A 20,196-nucleotide genomic window follows, 5' to 3' on the forward strand; every position below is an offset into this window, starting at 1 on the left:
AATTATTTTAAAGGAAATACACCATGAGTTTTTCTATAACGGAAGCCGCTAAAGAAGCAAAAAAGGCAGCCCGTCAAGTCGCAAATTTAAATGCTCAGCAAAAAGATCAGCTATTAACCGATATCGCCGAGTCTTTAATATCAAATACTGAAAGTATTTTAATCGCCAATGCTAAAGATTTAGCGGCAGGTGAAGAAAACGGTTTAGATGCCGCCATGTTAGACCGCCTCGCACTTGATCCTAAGCGTATTCAAGGTATTGCTGACGCAGTCATTGAAATTGCCGAGCAAACCGATCCAGTAGGCTCAATTTCTAAAATTGAACGTATGCCAAGTGGCATTCAAGTGGGAAAAATGCGCATCCCCCTTGGTGTTATTGCGATGATTTATGAATCTCGCCCAAATGTCACGATTGATGCTGCTGCATTATGTTTGAAAGCAGGTAACGCTGTGGTGTTACGGGGTGGTAAAGAAGCCGTTCACTCAAACCTAGCCCTAGCTGAGTGCATTAAGTTCGCCTTGGCTAAGCAGCAAATCGACCCTGCAGCTGTGGTTGTAGTACCAGATACTGACCGTGCTGTAATGAACGAGTTAATGACCCTTAATGAGTCTATTGATTTAATTATTCCCCGAGGCGGTGAAGGACTTATACGCTTTGTTTCAGAAAACAGTCGTATACCTGTGATTCAACATTACAAAGGTGTGTGTCATCTTTATGTGGATAGCACAGCTGATGAAGCCAAAGCTATCAATTTGTTGAAAAACGGCAAAACCCAACGGACGGGCGTATGTAATTCTTTAGAAACGCTGCTTGTACATAAAGATATTGCTGCAACCTTTTTACCAAAAGCTGCCGCATTATTAGCAGAGCACAACACTGTCATTCACGCATGTGAAAGCAGCATAGAATACTTTGAAGGTGCTGAAGTAGCCACTAAAGATGATTGGCATGCCGAATACCTAGCCATGGAAATAGCAATTAAGGTGGTGTCAGACTTTGAGCAAGCCATAGAGCATATCGAAGAATATAGCTCAGGTCATACAGAAGTCATTGCCAGTCAAGACTACTCAAAAACCCAAGAATTTATACGTCGTATAAACTCTGCTGTGGTCATGGTAAACGCATCATCTCGCTTCTCAGATGGCGGCCAATTAGGTTTAGGTGCTGAAATTGGGATTTCTACAAGTAAATTACACGCTTATGGACCTATGGGCGCTGAATCACTCACCACAGAGAAATTCATTGTTATGGGTGATGGCGAAGTAAGAGCTTAACTGTTATTTGCAATAACTCGTTAGTAGCAAAGGAACTGCGCTAACGAGTTTACCTTGTATTTTTTGAGTATATATCTACTGTCTTACCTTTCTTTGATAGATTCACTACACCCATCTTGTACTTTGTTGTATAAATAACCTTCTTAGTTTTCTGCTGTCATGTTGTTTCATAAACAATAAAACATCATCGCTCATTTCAAATAATTAAAAAGGCAAAACATGAAGATAAAACACGTAATCACCGCTGGGTTAATGTTAATAGGTAGCAATGCTCCGGTTTATGCAGATGAAATAAGCAAACAGATTGAGTCTCAATTACCACAACTTATGGATTTATATGAAGACTTACATGCCCACCCTGAGCTTAGCGGCTTTGAAGTAAAGACTGCGGCAAAACTTGCAAAGCGTGCCAAAGCTTTAGGTTTTGAAGTGACAGAAAACGTGGGTGGCACAGGCGTGGTTGCCGTATACAAAAATGGCCCAGGTCCTGTGGTGATGATACGTGCGGATATGGACGGACTGCCCGTAATAGAACAAACCGGCTTGCCTTTTGCCTCTAAAGAGCGAGCTACAACAGAAGATGGTATTGAGTCCGGTGTAATGCACGCATGTGGCCACGATACCCATATGACTAGCTGGGTAGGCACAGCCAGTGCGCTCGTGTCGCTCAAAGATACTTGGTCAGGTACTTTGGTAATGATTTTGCAACCCGCTGAAGAGCGAGGCAAAGGCGCCAGAGACATGCTAAATGATGGCTTGTATGAGCGTTTCCCTAAACCTGATTATGCCCTAGCATTTCATGATTCTGCAGGTTTACCCGCAGGCACCATAGGGTTAACCCCAGGTTTTGCATTAGCAAATGTTGATAGTGTGGATATTATTGTAAAAGGCCGAGGCGGTCATGGTGCTTATCCACACACCACAAAAGATCCTATCGTTTTAGCAAGCCGTATTGTGGGTTCTTTACAAACGCTAGTGAGCCGTGAATTAGACCCACAAGATGCAGCAGTAGTAACAGTTGGGAGTTTTCATGCTGGAGCGAAACACAATATAATTTCTGATGAAGCCAAGCTACTTCTTACTATTCGCAGCTATTCTGACGAAACTCGCCAAGCCTTATTAGACGGTATTGCGCGTATTGCTAAAGGTGAAGCCATAGCGGCAGGTCTCCCAGAAGACCTCATGCCTGTGGTTAAACTAAAAGATGAATACACTCCTGCTACCTATAACACCAAAGAGTTGAGTGAAGAATTATTAGCATTGTTTTCCAAGCAGTTTGGGCAAGACAGAGTCATTAAATCTCCACCGGTTATGGGCGGCGAAGATTTTGGACGCTTTTACCGTGCTGATAAGTCTATTCAAAGTGTGATCTTTTGGGTTGGCGGTGTACCCCATGACTCATGGGAAAAGTCTCAAAAAGGAGAAGCTTCACTGCCTTCTTTGCATAGTCCATTTTGGGCACCAGAAGCTAAAACTGTGATTAATACTGCCAGCCAAGCGCTGACCAATGCTGCAATCAACATTATGCAAAAATGACCCAGCACTATTTATTTGATTGGGGGGACACGCTTATGGTGGACCTCCCTAATCAAGTTGGCCCAATGTGCGACTGGCCTCAAGTACAAGCAGTAAGTGGCGCGTTAGTTTGCTTAAAACACCTGAGTCAACATGCTCAATGCCACCTTGCAACCAATGCAGAAGACTCTTCTGAAGCTCAAATTCGCAAAGCACTAGTGAGGGCGGGGTTGAGTGACTACATCACCCAAATATTCTGCCGTGAAAACTTAGGCACAGGTAAAACTGACAAAGCCTACTATCCTAAAATCATTAAAAAACTAGGTGTTAATACCCATCAAGTGACTATGGTGGGAGATTCTTTAGAAAGAGATGTATTAGCGCCCATCAGCGCGGGATTGCAAGCTGTATGGTTTAATCCTAGCTGCCATGCATACAGTCAAGATGTTGAGGTAGTTAAGCAACTAACAAGTCTAATATCATGATTTAGGACGAAATTACTTACCTCTATATTGTAATCTCGTTCGATTACTAATAGAGGACTCAATTTATCGAGATGCTCATTATTTATTTCATTTTTGTTAGTGTGGTAGCATAAATTAAAAATTATCGGCTTTTTTAAAAGCACGCTTCATATCTAATTTACCTCCGATGATGTAGATAATATTCGATGCGTTATTTGCTCCTAATGGAATGTTTATTTTTTGAGATAAGAGAGCTAGAAACATGAATGATTATGTTAACCCTAGTGATTTATTATTATAAATATACACCCCTTGTAACATAATAATTCCCCAGAAATTGGTATCGAAGCATATGTTTGGTTGCCTTTTTATGATGTCATTAGGGGAAGATTCAGTATACCCAGCATCATGAGTTCAAGGTAGTAGTATGTGTAGATGGAAGGCAATGCAATGGGCGCTTTTTTTACTTTTAGTTTTATTGGTTGGAAAAGCCAACGCAGATGAAAATCAATCGAATGTAATGTCATTGGGCAAAGGAAAAGAGAATACCTTTGCTAATATTCAGTATCAAATTGTTGACTTGGATTTTAATGAAATCATTCATCAGTCAAAGGGTTGGAAAAATACTTATTCCACCTTATTCGATACAGGTTTTTCTTCTGAGGTATATTGGTTTAAACAAGAGTTAATTAATCATACTGAAAATAACGAATGGTATTTGACCTTAAACAACACTCGACTAGATTATGTGGATTTTTATTTAGTCAGTGATAATGATTTACAACATTTATCGTCTGGAGATTACCGTCCTATTTCTGGACAGCTTTCTTCCTCCCCAACATTTCAATTTAACTTAAAGTCACAACAATCAGCACATCTTTACATTCGGGTCCAGTCAGGAACAGTCGTTTCTTTTTTGCCGAAAATACGGAGTAGTTTTTCGTATGGACAGCATTCATCAGAGATAAAAGCCTTACATATTTTCTATACATTGATTTTGCTGGTTTTTATTGCTTTTCAAATTGTGATGAATCATAGGATAACGGATAGAATTACTTTGTATTATGCCGCCGGTATATTTTTTGGATTTGCTTATAACTTATTTTACTTCGGTGAGGGTAATCTAGTTTTTTGGCCGGACAATATTGCCATAAAAAATCGCAGCCATTATATTTTTGCCTTACTTAGTTGCGCCTTCTTTGCTCTATTTCTACAGAAATACGTACGTAGCGTTATTACCATGCCCCGCTTACATTACCTGATAAATGTATATTTAGTTTTTGTCTTAATCAGCATAATTATTACTTTATTTCCTGTCATTAACCTAGTGCGTGTAGTATTGGTTTTATTCGTCGCTAGCGGAATCGCTATTCTCGTGACAATTGGTACAATTAGAGCTATAAAACAAGATAATTACTTAGCCTTATGGCTTGGTACTCCGCTCATATTTACCGTTATTGCGTCCCTAGTTTATGTATTTACCTTTCTTGGCTTATTGCCCTTTACACCAATTACTTCCAAACTAATTTTATGGTCATTCATATTTGATGTTGTGGTCATATCATTGAGTTTAATGTTTAGACACTATGCATTGCGCCATGAACGTGATGAATTATTAATAAAGCTGGAAAAAATTGCACAGCGGCAAAACGATATTGATGTCGAAGTAACGTCGATAAATCAATCATCACCATCAGAGGGGGCTATTCGCCAAGAATCAAATGGTCGCCTGGGCAACATCAACCCGCACACAACCATAGTGAATCTATTAGCACATCTTGATACAGAAAAAGCGTTTTTAGAACCAGGGCTTAGTGTGGAAAATGTGGCATCGAACATCGATGTCCGTCCAGATCAATTGTCAGCTTTGATAAGTAGCGAACTCAATACGTCTTTTCCAACTCTCATCAATATTAAGCGCCTCGATGCAGCAGCTAATTTACTTAAAGATAAGCCAGATAAACAGATTCTAAATGTGGCCTTAGAATGTGGCTTTAACTCTAAAAGTAACTTCAATCGATTGTTTAAAGAATACTTTGACACTACACCTAGCCTATACCGTAAACTTTTTAATCAGAAAAATAAGAGCAACATTGCTCCCAAAGAGCCTTCTTAGCCTTCCTAGGGTAAAATTAACGTCTCTTTTAGGTCCCAAATCCTGAATTGGGACGTCACCTTGTTTTTTGTACTGTATTTTCTGAGCACCTTCTTAGTTGTGTACCTCTATAAATTAAAATCGGTGCGGGAGGAATCATGGAGTGTGATGTTGAAGACGAAAATTCAGGTCAAGTTTTTTCAGTAGGAACGAGAGTGGTAGTTAAAGATGCACTATCACCAAATGAGTATATTTCTGGGATAGTATCTAGTCACCCTAAGCGATCTAGTGACCCAGAGTGTAAAGAGTATTTTTATGAAATATTAGTCGATTTTTCTGACGACATATTGTTTGGTGGACAAGGTTATAAAAGAGTTTGCGTTTCGAGCTCTTGTTTAAGTTTGGTTTAATTATTAACGGTACAAAGGGCACTAATAAAAGCGCCAACAACTATTAAGTGAACAATTTCTAAATTAATATCGAATAGTATCCTTACCAGAGGGTTAATTTCACTCATACAAATTTGACGCTAAGAGCCTATACCATTTCTGGTTTGGGGGGCAGCGTGTTTAAGTGGTTTGGTGCAAAAGGTAGATAATCCAAAGTTCAATAGCTAAAGGCCTAATGGGCCTTGAGGGTAACTTTGAGTCTGATGGAAATGACAAGCGGAGTGTTTAATCTACGTCTAGTCGGTATAAATGTTAAGAGATAAACTTATGAGCGAAAAAATTACAGGCGGCTGCCTATGTGGCAAGGTGACGTTTGAAGTAAACAATAGTTTTACTCGGTTTTATTTTTGTCATTGTCAGCAGTGCCAAAAGATTACAGGTTCAGCCCATGCTGCAAATTTATTTACTACACCTGATGCTATCAAGTGGATATCAGGCCAAAGGTTAACTAAACAGTACGATGACCCCGACCGAGACTTCACTGTAGTGTTTTGTTCAGAATGTGGTAGTGGTTTGCCTTTTGTAACCAAGACCAGTAAAACCTTAATTGTGCCGGCAGGCTCGTTAAACGAAGACCCCAACATACACCCTAATGACAATATTTTTTGGGCCGAGCGAGCAACTTGGTATGATGAAGGTACAAACGCAAATCAATGTGCTGGATTTCCAAGCTAGCTCATATATTACTTCATAACCCGAGAACAATAATAATGAAAAAACTCTCTGTTGCCCACGGACTAGATTACTTATTGGCGCTATGTACTTTCGCTGGATTTTTAGCGGTATTACAAACATTTATTATAGGCAAGCATTACATTATTCCGACTATCTTATTACTTTTTACCGTGTTGCTGGGTAACTTTGCTTGGTATGGTTTAAAACAAGTTAAATGGGCTCAGTATGTGAATTTTTGGATTGGGTTTATTGCCACCAGTCATTTATTTTTTGCGGTATTCTGGGCCAAAACACCACGAGAAATTCTCGGTGACGCCTTTGAGCCCGTATTTATAGTTTTGACTCTAGCCATGCTGTTTTTAACTGTATTTTATGCCCGTCGTAATCTGCTTTTTAAGCGCTAGTTTCTGTTACCTAATTAGCGGCAGCTGTTTGCTCTAATAAAGCGTAATAAAACTGTATGGCACTTAGGTAATTTTGCACACTGATTTGTTCGTTTAGCCCGTGAAACTGACTTAAGGTATCTTGGTTTAGCGATACCATCATAAAGCGATAAATGTTGTCTGAAAGACCTTGAAAATGTCTAGAGTCTGTTGCCCCTACAACTAAATAAGGGGTAACCAAAATACTGTCATCTATGCGCCTTATGGTTGATTCGATTAGCTTGTATCCAAGGTGAACAGTTGGGGAGACTGATGACGCCTCATTGGCTAATGAAGCACTAAGCTCTACTCTAGGGTCATCAATAACCTCTTCAAGATGAGCTCGAATACTTTCAACAGTATCACCAGGTAATATTCTAAAATTAACAGTTGCTTTGGCTACCGTTGGCAGTACATTCGATTTAGTACTGCCTTGCAGCATAGTCACAGCTGTGGTGGTACGGGTACTCGCTGCTGAGGTAGGGCTGCTTAATACGGCACTTTTTACCAATGGCCCAAGTAACCATAAATTAGTTAAAGGTAAACGTTGCGATAAGGGCATAGAATAGCCAATATTGTCGAACATCAATCCTAAAAACTCTAAACTTTCTGCAAAGGGGTTGTTCTCTACTTTTACAATCGCCGCGGCAAGTATTCCAGCGGCAGTATGGGCAGGTGGCTGAGAAGAGTGGCCGCCTTTACTTTTTACTGTTAAATCAAAATTCACAAAGCCTTTTTCAGCTACGCCAATAACGGCTATAGGGGCACTTGTTCCTGCGACTATTCCTTGGGTGACTAAGCCGCCTTCATCTAATATGTATTCGAATTCAATGTTTTGCTCTGCAAAGTGTTTAGCTATGACTTTAGCACCATTGCCGCCAGCTTCCTCATCATGTCCAAATGAAAAGTAAATGTCTCTTTGAGGTGTAATGCCTTTTGCTAAAAATATTTCTAATGACTCCATTAACGCAAGTACAGTTACCTTGTCGTCTATGGTACCCCGGCCCCAAATGGTGCCATCAACAATATTGCCGCTAAATGGCGGCTGTAACCATTCATATGCGGTATTTGGGTCAACGGGCACTACGTCCATATGCCCCATAAACAACACCGGTTTGAGCTGACTATTTTGACCTTTTAAGTGGAACACCAAACTGTAGTCTGCAAACTTTTGTAATCTTGTTTGTTGATGAACTAAAGGGAAGGAGTCTGCTAAATGTTGGTGAAATGCCAGGAAGGATTCGGGATCTAATTTTGTGGCGTCGTCATAGGATATGGTTTTGATTTTTATGGCATCAGCAAACCTATGGAGGGCTGCAGTTTCATCTATCTCGACTGGGTGTAACGCCTCGGTCACTTGATATTGGTTGTTTTCAAACACAGTATTGGCACGGTAAAACACCACGGCAACAACAGCTATGATAATGACAGTTAAGAACAATAATATTTTTTTCATTTGCTGGGTCCTTTAATCAAATTATCTGGTTACACTAGCGGCCAGTATACTCTTTCATTTTGAGAAATAAATTTTTGTCTAATCCAGTGTTGTTTTCTGTAGTTGTATTGATTTGGGGCTCTACTTGGCTGGCAATCACCTTTCAATTTGGAGAGGTGGACTCTAGTTTATCTGTAGCCGTTAGATTCTTCTTTGCCGCCCTTATTTTACTCGCTTATTGTAAATTCAAAGGTTTGTCTTTGGCTTTGCCTAGGCACATCCATATCAAAATGGCTGGCGTAGGTTTATGTCTTTACACCTTGGATTACAGTCTGCTTTACCAAAGTCAGCAATATATAATCAGTGCTATAGTTGCCCTCATGAGCTCGGGCATGGTGTATATCAATGTTGTGCTACGTAGAGTGTTACTTAAAAAGGCCATCCGCCCAGAGGTGATTGTGGGCGCGACTTTTGGTTTGATTGGTATTGGCTTGATATTTTTACCTGAGTTTTCCAAGGTAAGTGCCAACGAATATATAGTGCTAGGCATTAGTTTTGCCTTGGCTTCGTTCTTTTTTGCTTCTTTAGGTAATGTGATTTCAGAACGAATTTTGGATCACGGCACTCCTGTTATCCAAATGAACTTTTGGGCAATGAGTTATGGTGTGCTGTTTTTAACGGTTAGTGCTTTGGCCAGTGGTGCAGAAATCGTGATCCCTAGTAATCCTCAATACTACTATTCACTCGCTTATTTAACTGTATTTGGCTCAGTGTTAGCCTTTGGTGCCTATATGCAGTTGGTGAAACAAATGGGCTCAGACAAAGCTGCTTATGTGGTGTTGGTTTACCCAATTGTGGCCTTAATTTTATCGACTATTTTTGAAGGGTATACTTGGCACACAGAAGCATTTATAGGCGTGGCGATAGTGTTGTTAGGAAATGCCATTGCTATGGGGAAAATAGCCGTGCCTTTCTTGAAAAAGGCAAATAATGAGTAGTTATTTTAACTTCTTTTAAAATGCCTATTTGCTTTCAGAGTCAAATAAGGAGTAACCATACAATGTATGATTACTCCTTAGCGATTAACCTGTATTCAGGTTAACTATTAATTACTTGCTAGTTTTTCTGCTACCCAAGTATCAACCAAACGTTCAAGTATATCTAAAGGTACCGCGCCATTTTTAAGTACTACGTCATGAAATTCAGATAGTGTGAATTGTTCACCTAAAGCACTCTTAGCCTTTTCTCGCACTTCTAGTATTTTCATCATGCCCATTTTATAAGCGGTGGCTTGCCCTGGGTTGACTATGTAGCGTTCAATTTCAGAAACCACATCAGATTCAGCCATGCCTGTGTTGGCTAACATATAAGTTATGGCCTGTTCTCTAGTCCATCTTTTAGCATGGATCCCTGTATCGACGACTAATCTAACTGCTCTAAAAAGCTCGGCCTGTAGGCGGCCTATGTTATCGAAGGGATCATCTTGAAAGCCCAATTCCCAAGCTAAATACTCACTATATAGTGCCCAGCCTTCAACGTAAGCAGTAAAAATCGGTAAGGTACGAAATATGGGAAGGCTCTCAAGCTCCATACCTATGGCAATTTGAAAATGGTGGCCTGGGATCCCTTCATGGTATGCCAAGGTGCGCATTGCATAGGTTGGAGTGGCTTTAATATCATACAAGTTAGCGTAAAACACTCCAGGTCGAGAACCATCCATAGCGGGTGGATTGTAATAAGCACCGGGAGCGGTTTTTTCTTTAAATAATGGGATGCGTTTTACTTCTAAACCGGCTTCTGGTCGTAGTGAAAAGCTATCTCCTAGATCAGCGTTTATTTCATCTAAAATAGTTTGATAATCCTCTAAAATCTTAGCTCGACCTTGATCATCATCTGAGTAGTAAAAGCGTGTATCTGCAGCTAAATCATTAATCGCACTAGTAAAACCCGATGATGTATCAAATCCCTCTATTGCTAATATGTTTAATATCTCATTTTGAATGCGCCCAACTTCTGATAGCCCAATATTGTGAATTTCGTCTGCGCTAAAATTGGTGGTGGTGTAAAAACGTAAGGCCAACTTGTAGACTTGGTCACCTTGAGGTAAATGCCAGAGTCCATCGTCGTTATTTGTTCTAGTTTTTATTGTCTGAAAATACTCAATTAGCATTTCATATGTGGGGTAAACCGTATTCTCGATTTCAGATTTTGTCGCTGCGAGCAGATCTTGTTTCTGTTCTTCAGTTATCTCGTCACTTTTATCTATTTTCAGTTCTAGGGAGGTATATAAAATATTCTCTTGAGCTGGCGTCCCTATAAAGCCTTGCATTTCTTCTAGTACCCTATCAACTACAAAAGTGGGAGGGAAAATATTCATTTCTTCCCGAATTCGCATTCCTTCTAACATTTGTGTGTAGTAGCGCTTTGATTCACTTAAACGAGAATTATAGTACTCGACACTTTGCACATCAGAAATGGCGTGTTGTCCGTCCATAAAACTAGGGAAGTTACTTTGCGCCCCTGACATCTGGTTAAAGGGGTAGTTATGGTATTGATAGGTGATGGAGTCTTCTAACATGTCAAATAAAAACAGGGCGACTTCTTTTGAAAGTTGCTCACCTTCTGATAAGTCCTCGTCTTTATATTGCATCAAGGTACTTTGAACTTTACGTAGCCTCTCATAACTGGCTAAGGAGTTGGCCTCACTCACATCATTTAAGTGGGCGTTGTGTCCAGTAATACCTATGCTGTCAAGCACGCCAATAGAGGTAAGCGTTTCTGGGCTTTGTAATGCTTCTTTAATTAAAGTTCGATTTAAGAAGTTATTAAACGAAAAAGGTTTGTCTGCCTTCCATTCATGAGTGGCCCAAGCGCCAGCTATGATCACTACCGCTAAAATAGTGATACCAAACCATTTAAAAAATGTTTTCAAGTTTAAAACTCCTTATGATTGAAAGTTAATGCTAGCAATTATTTATACCTCTGAAATTAAAGATATGTAAGCAATTCTTACCAGTGCATCTATTAAAGCTGATTTAGCTTTTTATTTAATTCATAAGCGGGCTCGGTGACAATTTTTTCTAACACTTGAATCCGTTCTGTTAGTTCTAAAATTAAAGCGTCTTTTTCATCTAGGCTTTGCTTAGAATTTGTTTTTTGTGTCTGAGTAGTTTGTATAAAAGGGTTACTACAACGGCCATTTAACCAATCTGCTAGGTGCCAACCTTTTTTGTAGTCTAACCAACAAATAGCCAGTGATGCTAAGGCTAGGCTTGAAAGTAAAATGGTAATTTTTAACGGGTCCATAAGTGGTTCCTATTTGTTTGCTTTAGACAATCTTCGATTAATAGTTTTCTGTATCCATTTAATATGAGTACTAAGTAGTAATAGGTACATGCTTCTTTCCATTTTCGTTGCAATTACTCCCATAGTCTTGGGCAATGAATATTTATTACAAAATTATTTAAAATAATTTATGTGTAATATTTTTAGATGCCTTGAGACTATGTATTTGTGCGCGCAGTAATGAACACTAATTAGGGACTCTAGTTAATTGAGTAAAGTTTTCAAACAGATACTAAAAGAGCATGCTTCCTTATTGGGGCGTGTGGCGGCTACCTATGAGGCTAATTTTCATATGCGCCAAGAGTTACTGCAAGAAATCACCCTAGCGGTTTGGCAAGCATTAGCTAAATTTAAAGGTGATAGCAGTATCAAAACTTATATATTGCGGGTGGCTCACAACAAGGCCATCACCCATGTGGCGTATCACGCTAAGCAGCCTCGAAACGATTCATATTGTGAAGTAGAAACCCCTGAGCCTAGCAAAGCTAAAACCACAGATGAGCAACTAGACCAACAAAGACAAATTCAGCAGATGCTAACTCATATTCGAAACATGCCTATTCAAACTCGGCAGGTGGTAACTATGTCTATGGAAGGTTTGAGCTATGACGAAATCGCAGATGCTTGCGGTATTAGTTCCTCAAATGCAGGTGTTGTGCTCAACAGAGCAAGAAAAACATTAATGGAGAGCATTCAAGATGCCCAATAATCAAGACCCATTAAGCCAATTATGGCAGCAGCAAGAAGTGCAAAAGCCAGACTATCAAGCTTTGCAAACATCTTGGGATAAAATGCGAGTAAAGCAAAAACTCTATGTTTTTTTCGATGTACTCAGTGTTTTGGTGACATTTTTTATTATTTGGTTTAACAAAGAAAAGCTTGATGACTTTACCTTGAGCTTGATGACTATTGTTTTATTGATTGCTATCGCAGCTGTTTTTTATTTAACTTGGTTACGCCGCTTTTCACTGGGGTGGTCTAATCAAAATACTGCTATGTACTTGCAGCAGCTTAAAAAGCAGCTTGAGAATAATATAAAAATTGCCAATTTGAGCATGCACTCTGGATGGGCGATTATAGTATTGTTAGTATTTTTTTACGCTGGACTTTATATTTATGAGGCTTTTCCACTAGATCAGTTATTAAAAAAAATATACTTAACTTTAGCCATCCATTCTTTATTGTTGCCAGGTATTTGGTTTTGGGCAAAAAAACGTAAACAACGCTTCGTGAAAGAACTCGCAGAATTAAATAAGATCTTAGAGTTATAATTTTTATAACGAAGAATTTTGCGTTGCTGCCTTTGGGGTAAATTTCAGACATAAAAAAAGCAAACAGCATTAGCGGTTTGCTNAAATCAGACGGGTAATATCAGTATAAGTTCAAATTTTTGTACATTTCTTAAGTCATAAGTTGGATTAAGAGGTAGCCCAATAATCTGTTTCCCTATTTCTAATCCGTATGCCTAGAGCTCACAAATAATTGGTTTTGCTCATTAGCCCTTAATTATTTTGTGAAATCAAAGAGAAAGCTTGGTTAAGGAGTCTGCCAAAAAGTCTACTGTGCGGCGAATGCGTAAGTTGGTTCGAACTTCTTGATGGGTGGTTAGCCACATTTCTAAAGGGGGGATTTGCAACTCAGGTAAAATGGCTATTAGCTCTGGATGCTTTTTAGCTAAAACATTGGCACAAAAGCCAACACCTGCACCACTTAGTACCAACTGTAAATAAACCAAAGGGTTGTCAGTGCGATATGCAAACATATCGCGGTTACTACTTAACCCCATTGCTTTCATTCCATCTAATATGATGTTTTTGCGATCGTATCCCACCATTCGATGTTGATTAAGATCTTCTGGCTTAAAAGGTGTTCCGAATTTCTGTAAATATTCTTGAGTGGCGTAGGTGCCCAAAGAAAGTTTATTCACTTTTCGTGTAATTAAGTCATTTTGAGTAGGGCGAAACATACGAATAGCAAGGTCGGCATCACGGGATAACAAATTGTCTGTGCTGTCAGTGGCGATTAACTCAATATCTATCTCTGGCTCGGCATCACGTAACGCGCATAAAATAGATGGCAGTATGTATGCCGAGATAAATTCACTAGCCGTTATGCGCACTGTTCCTTTTATGCGGCTTTTGTTGCTTGCGGCCTTTAGAGCAAATTGATCTGCTTCATATGACATGGCTCTGGCATCATCAATTAAGCGTAAGCCAGCTTCGCTAAGTATCATGCCCGAACGCCCTCTAGTAAATAAGGTTACATCTAGGCTAGTTTCAAGTTCTGTAATATGTCGCCCTACGCTCGGCTGACTTATACCTAAACGCTCGCTTGCACCAGATAAAGAGCCAGTATCGACAACAGCGATGAATGTCCGAATGAAATCCCAGTTCATATCTATAAATTTATGAATAGTTAATGTTTAATATTGTAGATTTAACATAGAAATTCAGATTGATAAAGTGCCCCTATCAACAAATAGGAGTCATCATGAAAACCACAGTAATTTTAGGCGCTAATGGGCGCTTAGGGAACGAAGCCTTACAGGCGTTTGCCAAAACAGATCACAAAGTTATTGCAATTACCCGTAATGCAGATGTGAGAAATTTACCCAGAGGGGTCGAAGTTAGGGCTGCTGATATATTGAATCAAACACAATTAATAGACGCAACCAAGGGCGCTGATATTATTGTAAACATGGCACACCCTATTTATACGAAATGGACTGAGCAAATGATGTTGCAATCTAAAAACATATTGGCCGCGGCAAAAGTACATAAGGCAACTCATTTATTTCCCGGCAATATATATAGTTATGGCGCTAGCATGCCAACAGAATGCACCGAAAAAACACCATTTAAGGCAAACACTAAAAAAGGGATGATTCGCCAAGAGGTTGAAGCATTGTTTGCCCATGAAAGTGCGGTAAAAACTGTGATCATTCGTGCTGGCGATTTCTATGGCGGTACAGGAGTAGGCTCTTGGTTTGACCTAGTAGTCACGAAAAAACTTCATAAAGGTATTTTCACCTACCCAAGCGCCCAAGGTATACCCCATGCTTGGGCTTATTTGCCTGATTTAGCCAACACCTTTGTGAAAATGACCGAGCACCTAGATGAGCTACCCAATTTTTCACAATGGTTATTTGAAGGGCACACTTTCACCAGCCAACAGATGCAGGAGCATATTGAACAAATATTAGGAAAAAAGCTTAAATCAAGCACTGTGCCATGGAAGTTATTAAAGTGCATTGGCCTTGTTTCACCTATGATGAGGGAAGTTTGTGAAATGGCTTATCTATGGAAGCGCCCGCACAGTTTAAACGGTAGTAAACTCTCAGCTCTTCTCAAAGGAGTCCCAAACACTCCACCAAACAGAGCAATACAAAAGGCTATCCTGCAACTAAACCAATAGTGATTTTGACTCTGGATTAAGAGGAATTTAAGGCAAAAAAAAGCCTGATAACAAATCAGGCTTAAAAATGAGAACACACATAAAAACTATATAAATAGACGGGGAATATCAACATAAGTTCAAAGTGCTACACATTCTTTTTAATAAAATTAATACAGCCCCTAATATCAAGTAGCTTTAACGAACTTGACCACGCCACTCCTTCTAGTTTTTAGGCTGATTATTAATAAACTCAACACCGCGTAACATAGCGAGTACTAACTCTTTGGCATCAAATTTGGTTAATGCTGCATTTGCCCCAACTTGTTTGGCTTGACTAACGCTAATAGCACTCGATAACGAAGTGTGAAGAATGATATATGCATCAGCCAGTGCTGGTGAGTTACGTACCTCAAAGGTTAGTTCATAACCGTCTAAACCTGGCATCTCAATATCGGATACTAACAAATTGACTGGGTGCCCATTAGAGGCTTGTTCATGCATATATACCAAGGCCTTTTGGCCATCATCTGTTACATGACATGGTACATTCAGCAACTCTAAAACATCGGTTAGTTGTCGCCTAGCGGTCAATGAGTCATCAACAACCAATATATTCATTGGTTTAAGTTGTTCACGCTGAACATCGGTAACCACCGCTAGAGCTGCTTTGGGATCGGGTGGAAAAATTTTATTTAGCAATAACTCAACATCCATTAGTTGGATAACGTCATTACCAACTTCTACAGTCCCTGTTACAAAAATCCCTGTACCAAGTTTTTTGTCAGGCTGTTTGATTTCTCGCCAATTGGTTTCAACAATTTTTTCAATTTGGCTAACGATAAAGCCAACTACTTTTCGTTGGCAATCTGTCACAACTATAAAAGACTTACTTAGATTGCTTTCTTCAACTGGGCCAAGCCCTAATACTTCAGCCATATCGATAATAGCGATAGTTTGATCTCGAATGGTTAATATACCTTTGACGCCGGGTTCTGAATTAATCATAGCTGTTACGGGTTTATACGGTACAAGCTCTTGAATTTTCAATGTACCCAAAGCAAACTGGCGACCATTCTTTAGCCTAAATAGTAATAGCCCTTGCGAGTAGTTAGCTTTAGAAGCCACAACTTTCTCCGATTAATAAAATGTTGAATAAATAAAAGTAAGCTTGAGGGTAGATCAAGAGCATCAGTATTGTCGATGAAAAATAGGCAAAAAAAAGCCTGATAACAAATCAGGCTTAAAAATGAGAACACACATAAAAACTATAAAGTCAGACGTGCAATGTCAGCATAAGTTCAAAAAATTGTGAGTTTTTAAGTGAGATAATTCAGTCATGATTAATGAACGCCTTTAATCACATGAATATGGAAGCTATTTTTATAGGAGCGTATTAGAACTAATGAAGCTGAATTTCAGACATAAAAAAAGCAAACAGCATTAGCGGTTTGCTTTTTTAGAAGGGGTATTTGTTGAAGCTTATTTAGATACTTTTTCAGAGATGTAGTTGATAACACTAGTAGCACCGCGCTCTTGGAAGAACTCAACTAGACCTTTACCGGCACATTTCACGCCTTCAGCGTCTAAAACTTTATCCATCACATCGCTTTTAGAAGCACCGATGCTGCCTACTTGACGGCTAAGAGCACGTTCAAACATTTCAGCGTTATCAGTTACAGCGGCTTCACAGAAGCTTTTAAATTGAGAGCTACCAACGAACTTGTACTTGCTTGATGCTAATTGGCCTTCAGAAGCGCTATCGCCATTTACATAGCTTGCTACGTCAGTTGCGCCACGAGACTGAGCAAAGGCAGCGACACTTTGACCAGCACAGCTAAAGCTGTCTGCACTTGCTAATAAGTTCAACATGCTACGCTTTGATTTACCTAGAGAGTAAGCTGTTTCTCTTACACTGCTTTTAAACAAATCTAAATTGTTAGTTGCAGCAGCTTCACATAAAGAAGCGTACTTAGTGTCACCGGTAAACTTAAACTTGTTAGCAGTGTTTAAAGCAGCATTAGCAGAGAAAGAAAAAGTAGCGAAGGTTACAACAGCAGTTAATAGTAATTTTTTCATGATTATTCCTAAATATTTATGTTTGTTAAGTTCGGTTGGTTGAAGTCTTGCCTCAACTCGATGGAATAATTGTAATTTAATTACAGAATATTGTTGTTTTATTTCTGTGTTGATTTGTTTAATGAATTGTAAAATATGACCATTCAAAGTTGTTTTATTATAACTCTATGTTTTTGTTGGTTTATTTTTATTTAAATATCTCTTTTAGTTATAAGTATATACTAAATTGATTCAATAATAATGTAATTTACTTTCAGTATTTTGTTTGTTTTTCTATTTTTGATGTGATTTAGAGTGTTTTAGGATGAATTTTAATCTAATTTTGTTTGTTACTTACAGAAATTGGCATTTTGATAGTCACGACAGGGTTTATTGAAAGCAGAATAACAGGGGCATTAAAAAGCGTTATTCGCGCTGTTTAATTAGATGGCTATAAATAACAGGCAAAAAAAAGCCTGATAAAGATATCAGGCTTAAAAATGAGAACACACACATAAAAACTATATAAATAGACTGGGAATATCTTTATAAGTTCAACACGTTTTGGATTTTTTAACGTTTCAAATTCTGACCTTGAGGTTTCCCTTACTTTTTAACGCTTCAACTTTGAAGCTAAATCACACCAGCTGCTTTATACAGCTGAAGATGAACCTCAACCAAATCGTCGATATTACGCTGGTATCCTCCTCCAATCACAGCAGCAACAGGGACTCCGCGGCGTTTACATTCATCAAAAACCAACTTGTCACGCTCATACACGCCTTTGGTGCTTATTTTTAAGTTCCCCAAATCGTCGGCTTCATGAATATCAACTCCTGCATCGTAAATCACGGCGTCAGGTACAGAAGTATTAAAGGCAACAGCCAGAGCGCACTCTACTGTATGTAAATATTCATCATCAGACATACCTCGCTCTAACGGAAAGTCTAAATCTGATTGTTGCTTTCTTGTGGGGAAGTTCTTCTCGCAATGCAGAGAAACTGTGTATATTGAATCATCTCCAGAGGCCAATAATGCCGTTCCATCACCTTGATGAACATCGCAATCAAAGGTTAACACTCTGTCTACCGAATCGTGCTTTAGCATATTTTTAGCACTCATTATGATGTCATTAAAAACGCAGAAGCCCGAGCCAAACTCATAAAATGCATGGTGATAGCCGCCTGTTAAGTTCAAAGCTACGCCATGCTGCATTGCCAATTCACTGGTTAAAACGGTTCCACCGACTGCATGCAAAGTCCGCTCTACAAACTGATCTGACCAAGGCATGCCAATACGCTTTATTGCTTTTTGAGAAATAGTACCGTCTACAAAACTTTTAACGTAATTGGAATCATGAGCCAATAGCAGGTCGTCAATATCGACTTTAGATGGTTTAGAAAACCAATCATCTGCAACACCTTCAGCCGCAAGCCTTTGGCGGATCCCTTTATATTTTTCAATAGGAAACCTATGTTTTACGGGCAGTACTAGTTGGCTATAAATTGGATGAAAAACCAGTGGGATCATTTATATCTTCTTCATGGGTTTATCTTCTTGCTAAGCAATTTATGTAGAAACCGATTTAACTTACTTTTTAAGTATGACTCTTCCGATATTAAAAAGTAAGCGAGTGGCAACAGTTAAGCAGCTTAGAACGATTTTAATGGGTTTGTTAAATGCTACACCGACATTAGATTAAAGAAGACAGTTACAGACCGCCAACAAACAATAGTGCTAGCCACCAATCACTTACCATTTCACCTCTGGTTTCTGCGGCATGCACAATAAACGCTGAACTTAAGCCGAAAAGTGAATACATCAGTAACCATTTAAGAAAATTCTTCATTGTATCTAGCGTTCATAACGCTCTAACATGTAGTAAGCACACTCTTGCTGTTCGTTACTTAACAATTCTGTTTCTGAAATAGAGCGTACCAAACGATACTCTTGCTCTTTTTTAATACTACCTCGATTTAGAACTTTCATGAATTCTCTGAAACTCTTGTCTTGTAATGAACTCAATGACGGTAAACCAATAGAAAATAGTTTTGAATCAAGCTCGGCTTGATCTGTTTTGCGCATTTGAGATGAGATTTCTATTGCATCATTTGCCACTATGCGAACTGAAGTTAAAGAGCCCTTCATTAAATTCTCTTTAGATAGACAATCGAAAGCATCATTGGCCCTAAAAACTAGCGCGACAAATTCAGCGAGAATTTCCTTTTCAGTTTTCATGGAGTACCTAACTTCTCAATAACGGGCGCGTGTTTTTGCGCGCCAGTGAAAGCCGTTTTGGCCGTAACGAAATTTAATAAATTTATTATGTCTGAAGTTAACTCAAACGAACGATTATTTTTGCAGCCCACTTATCAAGAAGCTTAGCAGGAGCAAAAGATAGAAATAAACCCAAAATAGGAAGCAAGATACTAAAAACCGCAGCCCCTATTTTATCTGTTGAATCTTTTGTTGGAACACCATTAATCTCAATTACAGCATTGGGGTCTAACGCAGTTTGAATAAAAACAAATACCAATATACTTCCAACAAAAATTAATGTGGCACCCGCAAGACGGCTCAACCCAACTGCAACATCTACTTTTTTCTTTAAATTTTCGTCCATATTTTATTCAAATGCTTTTCATAAGAGGAATTTATGTTGGGTGGCCTTTTAATTTTTTCTTTAAAGTCCAGTTGATACGATTGTTATGTTGCGATTCGAAAAAGTAAATCTTGAGCACCATATATAGATATAAAAGCCACAAATATTAAACCAATTAGCCGCACACCTTTATGAGCATCAGCTGGAACGGCAACGGTAGCAGTGATGCCAAATTTTTCACCTAGATACCACAAAACCACTTTATCTAAGCCCCATGTAATTAAAAAAAGATCAATACAAACCGATGCCTCTGAACTCATATTAAAGTAATGAAAAGCAAAGAATATCAATAAGAACAATATTGCTAATGCGAAAAATGACTTTTTAAGTACTTGAAGGTGCAAAGTTACTTCCTGCAACATAACGAGCGCAGTATTACTAAGACACGCATGTCAATAAAATACCCGCA

At 38.9% G+C, this 20,196-nt stretch carries 22 protein-coding genes; 11 read left to right on the forward strand and 11 right to left on the reverse strand.

The genetic code is table 11. The features are described from left to right. Positions 1–23 precede the first annotated feature (23 nt). The 7 genes from EOK74_RS04810 to EOK74_RS04840 all read left to right on the forward strand — a co-directional run bounded on the left by EOK74_RS04810 (position 24) and on the right by EOK74_RS04840 (position 6,876). Positions 24–1,274, forward strand: coding sequence for a glutamate-5-semialdehyde dehydrogenase (locus EOK74_RS04810; RefSeq protein ID WP_133468792.1), 1,251 nt, complete (start codon positions 24–26; stop codon positions 1,272–1,274). 219 nt (positions 1,275–1,493) lie between these two features. Next, positions 1,494–2,810, forward strand: a complete 1,317-nt coding sequence (locus EOK74_RS04815; RefSeq protein ID WP_133468793.1) for an amidohydrolase — start codon at positions 1,494–1,496, stop codon at positions 2,808–2,810. A 35-nt stretch (positions 2,811–2,845) separates the two neighbouring features. Further along, positions 2,846–3,274 (forward strand): HAD family hydrolase, encoded by a 429-nt coding sequence (locus EOK74_RS04820; protein WP_166638715.1) that lies wholly within the window; start codon positions 2,846–2,848, stop codon positions 3,272–3,274. 406 nt (positions 3,275–3,680) lie between these two features. Then, positions 3,681–5,369 carry a 7TM-DISM domain-containing protein gene (locus EOK74_RS04825; protein WP_133468795.1) on the forward strand — a complete coding sequence of 563 codons (1,689 nt, stop codon included), beginning with the start codon at positions 3,681–3,683 and terminating at the stop codon, positions 5,367–5,369. 137 nt (positions 5,370–5,506) lie between these two features. Further along, a complete protein-coding gene (locus EOK74_RS04830) occupies positions 5,507–5,758 on the forward strand; it encodes a hypothetical protein (RefSeq protein WP_133468796.1) in 252 nt (83 codons plus the stop codon). Between the two features lie 306 nt (positions 5,759–6,064). Further along, positions 6,065–6,472, forward strand: coding sequence for a GFA family protein (locus EOK74_RS04835; protein ID WP_133468797.1), 408 nt, complete (start codon positions 6,065–6,067; stop codon positions 6,470–6,472). Positions 6,473–6,507: 35 nt separating this feature from the next. Further along, positions 6,508–6,876 (forward strand): hypothetical protein, encoded by a 369-nt coding sequence (locus tag EOK74_RS04840; RefSeq protein ID WP_133468798.1) that lies wholly within the window; start codon positions 6,508–6,510, stop codon positions 6,874–6,876. A 10-nt stretch (positions 6,877–6,886) separates the two neighbouring features. Here EOK74_RS04840 and EOK74_RS04845 read toward each other — a convergent pair whose 3' ends face one another. Continuing rightward, positions 6,887–8,350 carry a M20 family peptidase gene (locus tag EOK74_RS04845; RefSeq protein ID WP_133468799.1) on the reverse strand — a complete coding sequence of 488 codons (1,464 nt, stop codon included), beginning with the start codon at positions 8,348–8,350 and terminating at the stop codon, positions 6,887–6,889. A gap of 74 nt (positions 8,351–8,424) precedes the next feature. On the opposite strand from EOK74_RS04845, the gene EOK74_RS04850 reads away from it, so the two are divergent. Further along, positions 8,425–9,327: a DMT family transporter gene (locus EOK74_RS04850; protein WP_133468800.1), complete on the forward strand. Its 903-nt coding sequence runs from the start codon at positions 8,425–8,427 to the stop codon at positions 9,325–9,327. A 107-nt stretch (positions 9,328–9,434) separates the two neighbouring features. On the opposite strand, the gene EOK74_RS04855 is transcribed toward EOK74_RS04850, so the two are convergent. Together EOK74_RS04855 and EOK74_RS04860 are read right to left on the reverse strand one after the other, a co-directional pair. Then, positions 9,435–11,261: a DUF885 domain-containing protein gene (locus tag EOK74_RS04855; protein WP_133468801.1), complete on the reverse strand. Its 1,827-nt coding sequence runs from the start codon at positions 11,259–11,261 to the stop codon at positions 9,435–9,437. A gap of 92 nt (positions 11,262–11,353) precedes the next feature. Next, a complete protein-coding gene (locus EOK74_RS04860) occupies positions 11,354–11,635 on the reverse strand; it encodes a hypothetical protein (protein ID WP_133468802.1) in 282 nt (93 codons plus the stop codon). A gap of 247 nt (positions 11,636–11,882) precedes the next feature. On the opposite strand from EOK74_RS04860, the gene EOK74_RS04865 reads away from it, so the two are divergent. Together EOK74_RS04865 and EOK74_RS04870 are read left to right on the forward strand one after the other, a co-directional pair. Further along, complete coding sequence (locus EOK74_RS04865; RefSeq protein ID WP_133468803.1) at positions 11,883–12,383, forward strand: RNA polymerase sigma factor; 501 nt, start codon at positions 11,883–11,885, stop codon at positions 12,381–12,383. Beyond that, the gene (locus EOK74_RS04870; RefSeq protein WP_133468804.1) at positions 12,373–12,945 is read left to right on the forward strand and encodes a hypothetical protein; all 573 of its coding nucleotides are present in this window, start codon (positions 12,373–12,375) and stop codon (positions 12,943–12,945) included. The genes EOK74_RS04865 and EOK74_RS04870 overlap by 11 nt, the downstream gene beginning before the upstream one ends. Positions 12,946–13,193: 248 nt before the next feature. Here the strand turns inward: EOK74_RS04870 and EOK74_RS04875 are convergent, their stop codons facing one another. Continuing rightward, the gene (locus EOK74_RS04875) at positions 13,194–14,069 is read right to left on the reverse strand and encodes a LysR family transcriptional regulator (RefSeq protein WP_133468805.1); all 876 of its coding nucleotides are present in this window, start codon (positions 14,067–14,069) and stop codon (positions 13,194–13,196) included. 95 nt (positions 14,070–14,164) lie between these two features. Between EOK74_RS04875 and EOK74_RS04880 the strand changes: the two genes are divergently transcribed. Continuing rightward, positions 14,165–15,088, forward strand: coding sequence for an NmrA family NAD(P)-binding protein (locus EOK74_RS04880; RefSeq protein ID WP_133468806.1), 924 nt, complete (start codon positions 14,165–14,167; stop codon positions 15,086–15,088). Positions 15,089–15,292: 204 nt separating this feature from the next. Here EOK74_RS04880 and EOK74_RS04885 read toward each other — a convergent pair whose 3' ends face one another. From EOK74_RS04885 to EOK74_RS04910, 7 genes are all read right to left on the reverse strand, one after another. Continuing rightward, the gene (locus tag EOK74_RS04885; RefSeq protein ID WP_133468807.1) at positions 15,293–16,195 is read right to left on the reverse strand and encodes a chemotaxis protein; all 903 of its coding nucleotides are present in this window, start codon (positions 16,193–16,195) and stop codon (positions 15,293–15,295) included. 354 nt (positions 16,196–16,549) lie between these two features. After that, positions 16,550–17,146, reverse strand: coding sequence for a DUF3718 domain-containing protein (locus EOK74_RS04890; RefSeq protein ID WP_133468808.1), 597 nt, complete (start codon positions 17,144–17,146; stop codon positions 16,550–16,552). Positions 17,147–17,758: 612 nt separating this feature from the next. After that, positions 17,759–18,655, reverse strand: a complete 897-nt coding sequence (locus EOK74_RS04895; protein ID WP_133468809.1) for a histone deacetylase family protein — start codon at positions 18,653–18,655, stop codon at positions 17,759–17,761. A gap of 181 nt (positions 18,656–18,836) precedes the next feature. After that, positions 18,837–18,974: a hypothetical protein gene (locus tag EOK74_RS20805; protein WP_166638716.1), complete on the reverse strand. Its 138-nt coding sequence runs from the start codon at positions 18,972–18,974 to the stop codon at positions 18,837–18,839. 5 nt (positions 18,975–18,979) lie between these two features. Then, a complete protein-coding gene (locus EOK74_RS04900; RefSeq protein WP_133468810.1) occupies positions 18,980–19,363 on the reverse strand; it encodes a hypothetical protein in 384 nt (127 codons plus the stop codon). A 97-nt stretch (positions 19,364–19,460) separates the two neighbouring features. Then, positions 19,461–19,748, reverse strand: coding sequence for a hypothetical protein (locus EOK74_RS04905; protein ID WP_133468811.1), 288 nt, complete (start codon positions 19,746–19,748; stop codon positions 19,461–19,463). 83 nt (positions 19,749–19,831) lie between these two features. Then, entirely contained in the window at positions 19,832–20,131 is a 300-nt protein-coding gene (locus EOK74_RS04910; RefSeq protein WP_166638717.1) for a hypothetical protein, read from the reverse strand. Positions 20,132–20,196: the final 65 nt, after the last annotated feature.

Origin of the sequence: Paraglaciecola marina (genome assembly GCF_004360155.1) — a bacterium.
GTDB lineage: Bacteria > Pseudomonadota > Gammaproteobacteria > Enterobacterales > Alteromonadaceae > Paraglaciecola > Paraglaciecola marina.

Excerpts from the sequence above, each read along its gene's own strand:
- EOK74_RS04905 (WP_133468811.1), bottom strand. The coding sequence starts at position 19,748 with ATGGACGAAAATTTAAAGAAAAAAGTAGATGTTGCAGTTGGGTTGAGC.
- EOK74_RS04835 (WP_133468797.1), top strand. The coding sequence starts at position 6,065 with ATGAGCGAAAAAATTACAGGCGGCTGCCTATGTGGCAAGGTGACGTTT.
- EOK74_RS04875 (WP_133468805.1), bottom strand. The coding sequence starts at position 14,069 with ATGAACTGGGATTTCATTCGGACATTCATCGCTGTTGTCGATACTGGC.
- EOK74_RS04820 (WP_166638715.1), top strand. The coding sequence starts at position 2,846 with ATGGTGGACCTCCCTAATCAAGTTGGCCCAATGTGCGACTGGCCTCAA.
- EOK74_RS04860 (WP_133468802.1), bottom strand. The coding sequence starts at position 11,635 with ATGGACCCGTTAAAAATTACCATTTTACTTTCAAGCCTAGCCTTAGCA.
- EOK74_RS04870 (WP_133468804.1), top strand. The coding sequence starts at position 12,373 with ATGCCCAATAATCAAGACCCATTAAGCCAATTATGGCAGCAGCAAGAA.
- EOK74_RS04815 (WP_133468793.1), top strand. The coding sequence starts at position 1,494 with ATGAAGATAAAACACGTAATCACCGCTGGGTTAATGTTAATAGGTAGC.
- EOK74_RS04880 (WP_133468806.1), top strand. The coding sequence starts at position 14,165 with ATGAAAACCACAGTAATTTTAGGCGCTAATGGGCGCTTAGGGAACGAA.
- EOK74_RS04845 (WP_133468799.1), bottom strand. The coding sequence starts at position 8,350 with ATGAAAAAAATATTATTGTTCTTAACTGTCATTATCATAGCTGTTGTT.
- EOK74_RS20805 (WP_166638716.1), bottom strand. The coding sequence starts at position 18,974 with ATGAAGAATTTTCTTAAATGGTTACTGATGTATTCACTTTTCGGCTTA.
- EOK74_RS04900 (WP_133468810.1), bottom strand. The coding sequence starts at position 19,363 with ATGAAAACTGAAAAGGAAATTCTCGCTGAATTTGTCGCGCTAGTTTTT.
- EOK74_RS04840 (WP_133468798.1), top strand. The coding sequence starts at position 6,508 with ATGAAAAAACTCTCTGTTGCCCACGGACTAGATTACTTATTGGCGCTA.
- EOK74_RS04895 (WP_133468809.1), bottom strand. The coding sequence starts at position 18,655 with ATGATCCCACTGGTTTTTCATCCAATTTATAGCCAACTAGTACTGCCC.
- EOK74_RS04890 (WP_133468808.1), bottom strand. The coding sequence starts at position 17,146 with ATGAAAAAATTACTATTAACTGCTGTTGTAACCTTCGCTACTTTTTCT.
- EOK74_RS04830 (WP_133468796.1), top strand. The coding sequence starts at position 5,507 with ATGGAGTGTGATGTTGAAGACGAAAATTCAGGTCAAGTTTTTTCAGTA.
- EOK74_RS04825 (WP_133468795.1), top strand. The coding sequence starts at position 3,681 with ATGTGTAGATGGAAGGCAATGCAATGGGCGCTTTTTTTACTTTTAGTT.
- EOK74_RS04810 (WP_133468792.1), top strand. The coding sequence starts at position 24 with ATGAGTTTTTCTATAACGGAAGCCGCTAAAGAAGCAAAAAAGGCAGCC.